Annotated in this window: 9 protein-coding genes and 1 pseudogene; all 10 read left to right on the top strand. The window is 65.4% G+C overall.

Annotation, left to right across the window (positions count from 1 at the left end; all coding sequences use genetic code 11):
- Positions 1 to 172 precede the first annotated feature (172 nt).
- The 10 genes and pseudogenes from ACSSU5_RS21335 (at position 173) to ACSSU5_RS21290 (ending at position 11916) form a co-directional block, all read left to right on the top strand.
- Positions 173 to 1564 carry an NAD(P)/FAD-dependent oxidoreductase gene (locus ACSSU5_RS21335; protein WP_492559746.1) on the top strand — a complete coding sequence of 464 codons (1392 nt, stop codon included), beginning with the start codon at positions 173 to 175 and terminating at the stop codon, positions 1562 to 1564.
- Between the two features lie 10 nt (positions 1565 to 1574).
- Complete coding sequence (locus tag ACSSU5_RS21330; protein WP_492559745.1) at positions 1575 to 2543, top strand: NAD(P)-dependent oxidoreductase; 969 nt, start codon at positions 1575 to 1577, stop codon at positions 2541 to 2543.
- On the top strand, positions 2540 to 3988 hold the full coding sequence (locus ACSSU5_RS21325) for an aldehyde dehydrogenase family protein (protein ID WP_264313750.1): 1449 nt from the start codon (positions 2540 to 2542) through the stop codon (positions 3986 to 3988). The genes ACSSU5_RS21330 and ACSSU5_RS21325 overlap by 4 nt, the downstream gene beginning before the upstream one ends.
- 117 nt (positions 3989 to 4105) lie before the next feature.
- Entirely contained in the window at positions 4106 to 4423 is a 318-nt protein-coding gene (locus ACSSU5_RS21320) for a DUF2388 domain-containing protein (protein ID WP_264313751.1), read from the top strand.
- 150 nt (positions 4424 to 4573) lie between these two features.
- Positions 4574 to 6072: pseudogene (glcD, locus tag ACSSU5_RS21315) on the top strand (glycolate oxidase subunit GlcD).
- Complete coding sequence (glcE, locus tag ACSSU5_RS21310; protein ID WP_492559744.1) at positions 6072 to 7124, top strand: glycolate oxidase subunit GlcE; 1053 nt, start codon at positions 6072 to 6074, stop codon at positions 7122 to 7124. Before glcD ends, glcE begins: the two are co-directional and overlap by 1 nt.
- A gap of 9 nt (positions 7125 to 7133) precedes the next feature.
- Positions 7134 to 8375, top strand: coding sequence for a glycolate oxidase subunit GlcF (glcF, locus tag ACSSU5_RS21305; protein ID WP_264313754.1), 1242 nt, complete (start codon positions 7134 to 7136; stop codon positions 8373 to 8375).
- A gap of 250 nt (positions 8376 to 8625) precedes the next feature.
- A complete protein-coding gene (locus tag ACSSU5_RS21300; RefSeq protein WP_264313755.1) occupies positions 8626 to 9777 on the top strand; it encodes an LLM class flavin-dependent oxidoreductase in 1152 nt (383 codons plus the stop codon).
- Between the two features lie 19 nt (positions 9778 to 9796).
- A complete protein-coding gene (locus tag ACSSU5_RS21295; protein ID WP_492559743.1) occupies positions 9797 to 10861 on the top strand; it encodes an ABC transporter substrate-binding protein in 1065 nt (354 codons plus the stop codon).
- Positions 10858 to 11916, top strand: coding sequence for an ABC transporter substrate-binding protein (locus ACSSU5_RS21290; protein WP_264313757.1), 1059 nt, complete (start codon positions 10858 to 10860; stop codon positions 11914 to 11916). The genes ACSSU5_RS21295 and ACSSU5_RS21290 overlap by 4 nt, the downstream gene beginning before the upstream one ends.
- The last annotated feature ends 94 nt before the right edge of the window (positions 11917 to 12010 follow it).

Genomic DNA, 12010 nt, shown 5'->3' with positions numbered 1-12010 from the left:
AGCCAGGAAACAAATCCAGAGGAAATACAACGCCAGCTTTATACGAACTTCGTGTAGGCCCTTTCGCTACGCAAGCGCCGACGTCCTATCAATTGTCATGGCTGTAATATCACCCCCTCGCTGCGCTGAGCATCATGTGAGCACAAGACAAACATGCTCAGAGGCACCCCTCATGTACCGTGGATTCTGGTATGCCCAGGCGCTGGACCTGGACAGCGACCTCGCCCCTGCCCTGCAGGAATCGATTCAAGCCGACGTGTGTATCGTCGGCGGTGGCTTTCTTGGCCTGTGGTCGGCCATCCGCCTGAAGCAGGCCCACCCGGAAAAAACCATCGTCATCGTCGAACGCGACCGTTGTGGCTCGGGTGCCAGCGGGCGCAACGGCGGCGTTGCCACCAACTGGTGGGGCAAGTACCTGTCGGTGCGGACCATCTGCGGCGACGTCGAAGCCCGGCGCATCTGCGAGGCGGCCGAGTCGGCCATCGACGAAATCGGCAGCTTCTGCCAGGAACACGGCATCGACGCCCAGTACCGCAAGGATGGCTGGCTGTGGACCGCCACCAACCAGCGCCAGATGAACTCCTGGCGGGTGCTGACCGACGGCCTGCAAAAACTCGACGTCAACCCGTTCCAGGAGCTGGACCGCCAGACCATCCGCGGACGGGTCGGCTCACCACTGGTGCTGGGCGGCATCTACGACCCTAACGCCGCCACCGTGCAGCCCGCCATGCTCGCGCGTGGCCTGCGCCGGGTGGCGCTGAAACTTGGTGTGCAGATTTTCGAGAAATCGCCGTTCACCCACCTGCAGCGTGGCACCAACCCGGTGGTGCACACCGCCAAGGGCCACGTGAAGGCCAAGCAGGTGGTATTGGCACTCAATGCCTGGGGCGCCCAGTTCCCTGAGCTGCGCCGGATGATCGCGATCATGTCCAGCGACATGGTGGCAACAGCGCCGGTCAAGGCCAAGCTCGATGCCATCGGCTTCAAGGGTGGCGAATGCATGACCGACTCGCGCACCGTACTCAACTACTGGCGCAACACCCCGGACGGGCGTGTGGTATTCGGCAAGCCGCTGGGCCAGTTCGCTTATGCCGGCCGCATCGGTGACCTCTATGAAAAGCCCTCGCCGGCTGCCGACAAGGTCACGACCGAACTGCGCCGCCTGTACCCGCAACTGCAGGACGTGCCGGTAGTCAGCAGTTGGACCGGCCCCATCGACCGGGCCATGAAGGGTTTGCCGAACTTCGGCTACCTCGACCACCACCAGAACATCAGCTATGGCATCGGTTTTTCTGGCAACGGCGTGGCCACTACCGTATTTGCCAGTCGCATCATCAAGTCGCTGGTCGAACACGCCAATGACGAATGGGCCAACTGTGGCCTGGTCAACCAGACGATGAAGATGCTGCCGCCAGAGCCGTTCCGTTTCTTTGGCGCGCACATGGTGCGCGACGCACTGGTGCGCAAGGAATCCCTCGAAGACCACGACCAGGATGCCGGGTTCCTGACCCGCCGCCTGGTGGCCATGGCCCCGGCCGGCTACGTGCCCGCCCAGAAAAAATAAGGACCGCACCGTGAGCGAACATATCGTACTGCTCGACGACGAGGGCCTGGCACCCTCCACCCGCCTCAAGCGCCCCGACTGCGAGCACACCTGGCAGCAGTTTGCCTACACCTACCCCGAGCAGATGCTCGAACACCTGAAAGACGCAACCATTGCCTTTACCTGCAGCGTCCCGCTGCGCGAGGAGCACCTGCGCCAGTTGCCGAAGCTGAAGATGATCTCGCTGGCCCTGACGGGCCGCGATATCGTCGACGTCGATTATTGCGACGCCCATGGCATTGAAGTCGCCAGCGTGCCGGGCTATGCCGCCAACACCGTGGCCGAACACAGCCTGGCGATGATCCTCGAACTGTTCCGCCGCCCGGCCGCCTTCACCCGGCTGATGCGCCAGGTGCATGCCGGCGAGAAGCCCCACCAGAACATCTACTTCAACCACCGCATCCGTGACGTGCGCGACAAGCAACTGGCGATCATCGGCAGTGGCCCGATCGCCTTGCGCCTGGCCCACCTGGCGCAGGCGTTCGGCATGCAGGTGCTGTTCGAAGATCGCGGTGGCAAACGCCAGGGCCCGGACTGCCGCCCCCTGGCCGAACTGCTGCGCAGCTGCGACGTGCTGTCGATCAACTGCCCGCTGACGCCGGACACCTACAACCTGATCGATGCCGCACAGTTAGCCGTGATGAAACCCGATGCCGTGGTGATCAATACCGGCCGTGGCGGCGTGGTCAACGAAGCCGCACTGATCCAGGCGCTACAAGACGGCCGCTTGGGCGGCGTGGCGCTGGATGTGGTCGAGCATGAGCCGCTGCACCCAAGCAACCCGCTGTTCCAACTGATCGAACGCGACGACTTTCTGCTCAACCCACACATCGCCTGGAGCAGTGAGGACGCCATGCAGCAGTTGATGGACAGCGCCGTGGACAACATCAGCGACTTCGTCGCCCGCCAAGCCAACGTAAAAAGGATTCGAACCGCATGACCCTGGTCACCAAGAGCAGCTATGTCGATGGCGCCTTCGCCGCCCAGGGCAATAGCGATGTGCTGGAAAACCGCAACCCGTCCAACCCAAGCGAGGTGGTCGAGCGCTTCGCTCGCGCCGATCAGGCACTGACCGAACAGGCTCTGCTGGCTGCACGCCGCGCCGCCCCCGGTTGGGCGCGCAGCAACCCGCAGCAACGCGCCGATGCGCTGGACTTCATCGGTAGCGAAATTCTCGCCCGCCGCGAAGAACTGGCTACGCTGCTGGCCCGTGAGGAAGGCAAGGTGGTACGTGAGGCATTGGGCGAAGTCGAGCGTGCCGGCCGTTCGTTCAAGTTCTACGCCCAGGAAGCCCTGCGCGCCGAAGGCGAGAAATACGCGTCGGTGCGCCAGGACGTGAGCATCGATGTGTTCACCCAGCCGCTGGGTGTGGTCGCCATCATCGCACCGTGGAACTTCCCGCTTGCCATCCCGGCCTGGAAGATCGCCCCGGCACTGTGTTTTGGCAACTGCGTAGTGTTCAAGCCGGCCGAACTGGTGCCCTCCTCGGCCTGGGCGCTGGCCGAAATCATCTCGCGGGCCGGCCTGCCTGCCGGGGTGTTCAACCTGCTGATCGGGCCGGGCCGCAGCGTGGGTGACACCCTTATCCGCTCGCCGCTGGTCGATGGCATCAGCTTCACTGGCTCCGAGCACACCGGCCGGCAGATCGCCAGGCTGGCCGCCGACGGCATGAAAAAAGTACAGCTGGAAATGGGCGGCAAGAACCCGTTGATCGTGCTGGACGATGCGGACCTTGAGCAGGCCGTGGAGGTGGCATTGAACGGCTCGTTCTACAGCACCGGCCAGCGCTGTACCGCAAGTTCGCGGGTGATCGTTACCGAGGGCATTCATGACGCCTTCGTGGCACGCCTGGCGGAACGGACCCGGGCGCTGAAGGTGGGCGATGCGTTGCAGCCCACCACCGACATCGGCCCCGTGGTCGATAGCCGGCAGCTGGAGCAGAACCTGTCGTACGTGGCCTCAGGCCTTGAGCAGGGGGCGACACGGGTGTGCGGTGGCGAACGTATCGACAACCCGGCCGGGGCGTACCTGTTCACACCGGCGCTGTTCACCGAGGTAACGCCGCAGATGCGCATCTACCGCGAGGAAATCTTCGGGCCTGTGTTGTGCGTGCTCAAAGTGCGTGATTACGACGAGGCGTTTGCGGCGGCCGAGGACACCGCGTTTGGGTTGTCAGCCGGGATCGTCACCACGTCGCTGCGCCATGCCGAGCACTTCAGGCGCAACAGTTCGGCGGGAATGGTGATGGTCAACCTGCCCACGGCGGGGGTGGACTACCACGTGCCGTTTGGTGGCAATGGCGCGTCGAGCCTGGGCTCGCGGGAGCAAGGCACCCATGCAAGGCAGTTCTTTACCCGGGTAAAGACGACGTACCAGTTGGCCTGATCGGGTACAGGGCCGCAATGCGGCCCGCCCCCCAAAATTGAACTACTCGCACGCCCCGGCTCTCTTAAACAGTGAGTGGTTTATTTCCTTGGGCTTCACGCTACTGGAGAACACGCTATGCGCCACCTACTCCTCGCCCCCGCGCTGCTGCTCCTGCTGCCTGCCGGTGCTGCCCTGGCCCGCGTCGATGCGGGCGACGTGGCCACCTCGGCCGGTGTTTCCGCTTCGCTGTATTCGACCTTCAAGGACGACAAACGGATCATCCCTGCCCGTGACGAGCTTTCTGCCTTCGTCGCCAGTGGTGGTGCGATTCGTGGCGCCTATGTGGAGTCGGCGCTGGAACAGGCCCGCAAGGATAACCCTGGCCTGCAGGCCAGTGATGAAGAACTGGCCCGGGCCATTCTCTCCCAGGACGACCCTGTGGCCCACCATTGATACCCCGCCCTGAACACACCCGCCCCTGCCCCCTTTTCCAAGCGTGCGCAGGTGCGGGTTTGTGCGGCAACGATTTCCTCAGGGCTCGCAGCGGGCTGAAGGGGTGGTAGGCTTCCAGCAACAATAATAATTGCCGCCTGAGTGAGCCCCATGAACATCCTCTACGACGAGCGGGTCGATGGAGCGCTGCCTGACGTGGACCTGCCCGCCCTGCTGCAGGCCCTGCGTGAAGCGCTGCCGGACCTGGCGATTCTGCACCGCGCCGAAGACCTCAAGCCCTACGAGTGCGACGGCCTTTCGGCCTACCGCACAGTGCCGCTGCTGGTGGTGCTGCCCGAGCGCCTGGAGCAGGTGCAGACCCTGCTGCAACTCTGCCACCAGCGCGGTGTACCGGTGGTCGCCCGGGGTGCCGGCACCGGGCTGTCCGGCGGCGCCCTGCCATTGGCCAAAGGCATCCTGCTGGTGATGGCACGCTTCAACCGCATTCTTGAAATCAACCCCCAGGGGCGCTTCGCACGGGTCCAGCCTGGGGTGCGCAACCTGGCCATTTCCCAGGCTGCCGCCCCCATGGCCTGTACTACGCGCCCGATCCTTCGTCGCAAATCGCCTGCTCCATCGGTGGCAATGTGGCCGAAAATGCCGGGGGCGTGCATTGCCTCAAGTACGGCTTGACCGTGCACAACCTGCTCAAGGTGGACATCCTCACGGTCGAGGGTGAACGCCTGACGCTGGGCAGCGACGCCCTCGACAGCCCAGTCTTCGACCTGCTGGCCCTGTTCACCGGCTCCGAGGGCATGCTCGGCATCGTCACCGAAGTGACCGTCAAACTGTTGCCCAAACCCCAGGTGGCGCGGGTGCTGCTGGCCAGTTTCGACAGTGTCGAGGACGCCGGCAGCGCCGTGGCCGAAATCATCGCCGCCGGAATCATCCCCGGTGGGCTTGAGATGATGGACAACCTGGCGATCCGCGCTGCCGAGGATTTCATCCACGCCGGCTACCCGGTGGACGCGGCGGCGATTCTGCTGTGCGAACTGGATGGCGTCGAGGCCGATGTGCACGACGACTGCGAGCGGGTCGCGGCGGTGCTGAACCAGGCAGGCGCGCGCGAGGTTCGGCTGGCCTGCGACGAGGCCGAACGCGCGCGTTTCTGGGCCGGGCGCAAGAATGCATTTCCGGCCGTGGGGCGTATTTCACCGGACTACTACTGCATGGACGGCACCATCCCGCGCCGTCAACTGCCCCGGGTGCTCAAGGGCATTGGCGAACTTTCTGCGCAGTACGGCTTGCGGGTGGCCAACGTGTTTCATGCCGGCGACGGCAACATGCACCCGCTGATCCTGTTCGATGCCAACCTGCCTGGTGAACTGGAGCGCGCCGAAGCCATCGGCGCCAAGATCCTCGAACTGTGCGTGGCAGTGGGCGGCAGCATCACCGGCGAGCACGGCGTCGGACGGGAAAAGATCAACCAGATGTGCGCGCAGTTCAACAGTGACGAAATCACCCTGTTCCACGCGGTAAAAGCGGCGTTTGACCCCCAAGGGTTGCTCAACCCCGGCAAGAACATCCCCACCCTGCACCGCTGCGCCGAGTTCGGCGCGATGCATGTGCGCCACGGGCAGCTACCCTTCCCCGAGCTGGAGCGCTTTTGATGAGCATGGACCGCGACATGAGCCAGGCCCTGCTGGAGCAGGTCAACCAGGCGCTGAACCTGGGCACACCGCTGCGCATCCAGGGCGGCAACAGCAAGGCCATGCTTGGCTGCCCGGTGGCCGGGGACATTATCGATACCCGCAGCCACCGCGGTATCGTCAGCTACGACCCGACCGAACTGGTGCTGACGGCACGCGCCGGCACGCCACTGCTGGAAATCGAGGCAGCGCTGCACCAAGCTGGCCAGATGCTGCCTTGCGAGCCCCCGCACCTGGGCGCCGAGGCCACCCTTGGCGGCGTGGTCGCCGCAGGGCTGTCCGGGCCACGGCGGCCCTGGGCCGGGTCGGTACGCGATTACGTACTCGGCACACGCGTCATTACCGGCCACGGCAAGTTGCTGCGCTTTGGTGGCGAGGTCATGAAGAACGTCGCCGGGTACGACGTTTCGCGCCTGATGGCCGGTAGCTTCGGTTGCCTGGGGCTGCTCACCGAGGTGTCGCTCAAAGTACTGCCGCGCCCACGCCGATGCCTGAGCCTGCGCTTGCCGATGGGCCGCCAGCAGGCACTGGCGCAGCTCGCCGAGTGGGGCCAGCAACCACTGCCGATCAGCGCCGCTTGCCATGACGGTGACGCGCTTTACCTGCGCCTGGAAGGCGGTGAAGGCTCGGTGCAGTCGGCACGCCAACGCCTGGGGGGCGACGTGCTCGACAGCCGCTTCTGGAGCGACCTGCGCGAGCAGCGCCTGGCCTTTTTCGATGATCCGGCAGCGTTGTGGCGGCTGTCCGTGCCCATCGCCAGCGGCGAGCTGGACCTGCCCGGGCACCAGCTTGTCGACTGGGGCGGCGCGCAGCGCTGGCTGAAGTCGACCGAGTCGGCGCAATCGATTCGCGCGGCGGTTGCCAAGGTCGGCGGCCATGCCACCGGCTACGCGCCCGGTGAGCACAGCAGCGCACCGTTGCCTGCGGCCCTGCTGCGCTATCACCGGGCACTCAAGCAGCAGCTCGACCCCCAGGGTATTTTCAACCCTGGCCGCCTGTACCCGGACCTGTGAGGCCATGCCATGCAAACCAACCTGAGCGAAGCCGCCAAACGTCTGGCCCGCGCCGAAGAGGCCGAAAGCATTCTGCGCAGCTGCGTGCACTGTGGTTTCTGTACGGCCACCTGCCCCACCTACCAGTTGCTCGGCGACGAACTGGACGGGCCACGCGGGCGTATCTACCTGATCAAGCAGGTGCTCGAAGGCGCACCGGTCACTGCCAGTACCCAACTGCACCTGGACCGCTGCCTGACCTGCCGCAACTGTGAAACCACCTGCCCTTCGGGCGTGAAGTACCACGACCTGCTGGACATCGGCCGCGCCGTGGTCGAACAGCAGGTGCCGCGCCCGCTTGGCCAGCGCCTGCTGCGCCAGGGCCTGCGGGCGGTGCTGCCGCACCCCGGGTTGTTCAAGGCCCTGTGCCGCTCCGGCCAGGCCTTGCACCCGGTGTTGCCGCTGGCCCTCAAAAGCAAGCTGCCGGCCCACGTGACCGCGCCCGGCGAGCGACCGGCGCCGCGCCATGCACGCCGGGTGCTGTTGCTCGAAGGCTGCGTGCAGCCTGCGCTGTCGCCCAATACCAACGCCGCCGCCACGCGCCTGCTGGACCGGCTGGGGATCAGCGTCGAACCGATCCGCGAGGCCGGTTGCTGTGGCGCGCTGGATTACCACCTCAATGCCCAGGCCCAGGGCCTGGAGCGTGCCCGGCGCAATATCGACGCCTGGTGGCCAGCCATCGAGGCGGGGGCTGAAGCCATCGTGCAGACCGCCAGTGGCTGCGGCGCGTTCGTGCATGAATATGCTCACCTGCTGGAGAAGGACACGCGTTACGCCGCCAAGGCCGCACGGGTCAGCGCCTTGTCCCGCGACCTGGTGCAAGTGCTGCGCGAAGAGCCGGTCGAGCAGCTTGGCGTGTGCGCCGAACAGCGCCTGGCCTTTCATTGCCCCTGCACGCTGCAACACGCACTCAAGCTGGGCGGGGCGGTTGAAAGCCTGCTGACCCGGCTGGGCTTCACCCTCACGGCGGTGCCGGACGGGCATCTGTGCTGCGGCTCGGCGGGTACCTATTCGCTGACCCAGCCTGAGCTGTCGCGCACGTTGCGCGACAACCGCTTGAATGCCCTGGAAAGCGGTAAGCCGCAGATCATTGCCACCGCCAACATCGGCTGCCAGACCCACCTCGACGGGGCGGGGCGCACGCCGGTGCGGCACTGGATCGAAATTGTCGATGCTGCTTTGAACCTGGAGGGCCGTACAGGTACGCCTTGAGTTTTCGGGCGTCTGTGAGATCGAGCGCCGCGCGGGCGGCGCTCGATCTCACAGACGCTGCAAAACCCCAAGCCCTGCACCTGGCGCCCCCTGCTGCTCCCCCAGCATCCACTGCTGCCCCGCTGCTGCTCCAGCAGCACCCCGCCCATCTCCCGCAGCGCAAACCCCCACCCTGCAAGCCGCTCCCTGCGCATGGCACAGCCGTTGCACCACGCTCCGCACTCGCACAACCTCCCCATCAGGAGCCCCCATGACCACCGAATTCTTCTGGCGCCTGCCCCTGGGCACCGATGGCCCGCAGCTGTCCACCGACCGCCACAACCGCGGCAACCCTCACCACCGCCCTGGCAATATCGCCCCCGGTCGCCTGCCCAACGGCGAAAGCGACGGTTTCACCTACATCGACTACATCGCACAGGTGGCCAAGGCCGCCGAACTGGCAGGCTTCGAGGGCGCCTTGCTGCCCACCGGCCCCGAGCCGTGGATCGCTGCCGCGGCGCTGGCCCGCGAAACCCGTCGCATACGCTTCCTGATAGCCTTCCAGGCTACCTGGACCCTGCCCGCCTATGCCGCGCAGCAGGCCGCCATTCTGCAGAACCTGAGCGGCGGCAGGCTGGATTGGAACATCATCACCGGCGGTAACCCGGCCAGCCAGCGGGCCAACGGCGACTTCCTCGAACATGACTTGCGCTACAAGCGCACCGGCGAATTCCTCGATGTGATCCAGGGCCTGTGGGAGCAGGAAACGTTCTCCTACGAAGGCGACATCTATCGCCTGGAAAACGGCAGCCTGCCACCCGGCCTGCAACACGAACGCAAGCCGGGCGTGTACTTCTCCGGGTTTTCCGATGCCGCATTGGAAGTGGCGGCGCGCCACGCCGATGTGTACCTCAACTGGGCCGAGCCGATCGACAAGCTCAAGCCCCATATCGACCGGGTCAGGGAGCTGGCCGACAAACAAGGGCGCACGGTGCGCTTTGGCCTGCGCGTCGATCTGTTCGCCCGCGAGACCGAGGAGCAGGCCTGGCGTGAACTGCGCCAGCAGTTCGAGCGCCTGGAAGGCAAAGCCAGCGCCTCGGCCAAGGGTTTCGTGACCGGCTCCGACTCGGTCGGTGGCGCCCGCCAGGCGGCCTATCACCAGCACCTGCAGGGGTTCGACGAGCTGATTCTGGCGCGCAACCTTTGGGCCGGTTTCGCCAAGGCCAAACCCGGCCCGACCGTAGGCCTGGTGGGTAGCCACCAGCACATCGCCGAGCGCCTGGCCGAATACCGTGATGCCGGTTTCAGCACCTTCATCCTGGCCGCCAACCCGCACCTGGAAGAAGCCCTGCGCATCGGCCAGGAAGTGCTGCCGCTGGTGCAGCAGGCTGCGGCCACTCCCCCTTTGAAGGCCAGCGCCTGAACCCGACCGGAGCATGAACATGAGCCAACCCCTCGATACCCTGTGGTACACCCGCTGTCCGGTGCCCACCGGCCTGGGCATCGCCGTGCAGCAAGGCTGGCTGCAGGACGACCTGGCCAGCCTAGGCACCCAAGTGCAGTCGCTGCGCGAGGCGGACCAGCAGGCGGTGCGCGAATCGCACTTCGACCACAGCCTGCTCAACTCGGTGCGCCACGGCGGCAGCATCCCGGCGATCTGGGCGCGCGCCCAAGGCCGCGAAACCCGCGTGATCGGTTTGTCCTGGGCCGATGAGGCGCAGTTGATCCTGACCCGTCCGGGCAGCGGCATCGACACGGTCAAAGACCTCAAGGGCCGTCGCTTCGGCCTACCCGACTGGGCCTCGGCGCAAATCGACTTCACCCGCGCCCAGGCCCTGCGCGGGCTGGAAAACGCCTTGAAACTCGAAGGCCTGCAAGTGGGTGACGTGGAACTGGTCAACTACCGTTACGACGGTACCTTCAGCGACCGCCCGGTACGCAATGTGGCGGGTACACCGGTGTCCAGCACGCAAAGCGAAGGGCGTAACCTGGAACTGGCCGGGCTGCTGCGTGGCGAGGTCGATGCGATCTTCCTCAAAGGCGCCAGCGCCGTGCAACTGGCCCATGCCTTTGCCTTGCACACGGTGATCGACACCGGCAGCCACCCCGACCCGCTGATCCGCAGCAACAACGGCACGCCGCGTACCCTGGCGGTGGACAGCCACCTGCTTACGCAACACCCGCAGGTGGTGCGCACCCTTCTGTCCTCCGTACTGCGCGCCGAACGCTGGGCTCATCAGCACCCGGACGAAACCCGCCGCTACCTGGCCCGGGAAACCAACAGCAGCGAATACTGGGTCACGGTCGCGTACGGCGCCGATGCGCATTTGCGCCTGAGCACCCGCCTGGATGACCAGGCCATCGACGCGCTGCAGGATTTTGTCGAGTTTCTCAAACGCTGGCGCTTCATCCCCAACCGGTTCGCTGTACATGACTGGATCGACCGCCAACCCCTGGACCACTTGCTGGCCCCCACTCCCCTGGACAGGAAGCCCGTTACCCCATGACCAAGCCATTGGAAACGCTCTGGTACACCCACAGCCCCGTGCCAACCGGCCTCGGCATTGCCGTGCAATCCGGGCGCCTGGCCGAGGCCTTTGCGCCGTTCGGCACCAACATCCAGTCGTTGCGCGAGTCCAGCGAACGGGAGGTACGTGAAGCCCACTACGACCATCACCTGCAAAACTCCGTGCGCCACGGCGGCAACATCCCGGCGATCTGGGCCTACGCCAGTGGCGTCGAAACCCGCGTGCTGGGGTTGTCGTGGAGCGATGAAGTGCAGTTGATCCTGACCACCGAAGAGAGCGGTGTGCGCAGTATCCGCGACCTCAAGAACCGCCGCTTCGGCCTGCCCAAGTGGGCCAATGTGCAGATCGACTTCACCCGCGCCCAGGCCCTGCGCGGGCTGGAAAACGCGTTGAAGCTCGAAGGTTTGAACGTGGCCGATGTCGAACTGGTCGACTACCCCTACGGCGGCACCTACAGCGACGATGCCAAGCAGCACCTGTATGGCGCCGAAGTGAGCCTGGACACCAGCCGTTTCAGCCGCCGCAACAACGAACTGATCGGCCTGTTGCGTGGCGACATCGATGCGATCTTCCTCAAAGGCGCCCATGCCGTTCACCTGGCCCACGAATTCGGCCTGCGCGTGGTGGTCGACACCGGTAGCCACCCCGACCCGCTTATCCGCAGCAATAACGGCACGCCGCGCACCTTGACCGTGGATCGGCACCTGCTGGAAGAGCATTTCGATGCCAGCCGCACGCTGGTCGACACCGTGCTGCGCACCGAGCAGTGGGCCTGGGCCAACCCTGAGGAGACCCGGCGTTTTCTGGCCCGCGAGCTGAACACCAGCGAGTACTGGGTGGCAGCGGCGTATGGTGACGATGCCCACCGGCGCTTACGCACGACCCTGGACAGCCGCTCGATCGAGGCGTTGCAGGACTTCACCGAGTTCCTGTTCAGGTGGGGGTTCATACCGCGCCGCTTCGATGTGCGGGAGTGGATCGACTTTAGCGTGCTGGAGCGTGTGATCGGCTCGACTTCGCGGTTGGCTGTTTGAATTTGGGGGCGCTTTGCGCCCCTTTCGCGGGACAAGCCCGCTCCCACAGGGATTGCAGCAACCTTTGGACTGTTGCCCCCACAACCTCTGTAGG

Source organism: Pseudomonas sp. E1MeOHC2 (assembly GCF_058745025.1).
This window is presented reverse-complemented; position numbering and strand designations above follow the sequence as displayed.

Excerpts from the sequence above, each read along its gene's own strand:
- glcF (WP_264313754.1), top strand. The coding sequence starts at position 7,134 with ATGCAAACCAACCTGAGCGAAGCCGCCAAACGTCTGGCCCGCGCCGAA.
- ACSSU5_RS21335 (WP_492559746.1), top strand. The coding sequence starts at position 173 with ATGTACCGTGGATTCTGGTATGCCCAGGCGCTGGACCTGGACAGCGAC.
- glcE (WP_492559744.1), top strand. The coding sequence starts at position 6,072 with ATGAGCATGGACCGCGACATGAGCCAGGCCCTGCTGGAGCAGGTCAAC.
- ACSSU5_RS21290 (WP_264313757.1), top strand. The coding sequence starts at position 10,858 with ATGACCAAGCCATTGGAAACGCTCTGGTACACCCACAGCCCCGTGCCA.
- ACSSU5_RS21295 (WP_492559743.1), top strand. The coding sequence starts at position 9,797 with ATGAGCCAACCCCTCGATACCCTGTGGTACACCCGCTGTCCGGTGCCC.
- ACSSU5_RS21320 (WP_264313751.1), top strand. The coding sequence starts at position 4,106 with ATGCGCCACCTACTCCTCGCCCCCGCGCTGCTGCTCCTGCTGCCTGCC.
- ACSSU5_RS21300 (WP_264313755.1), top strand. The coding sequence starts at position 8,626 with ATGACCACCGAATTCTTCTGGCGCCTGCCCCTGGGCACCGATGGCCCG.
- ACSSU5_RS21325 (WP_264313750.1), top strand. The coding sequence starts at position 2,540 with ATGACCCTGGTCACCAAGAGCAGCTATGTCGATGGCGCCTTCGCCGCC.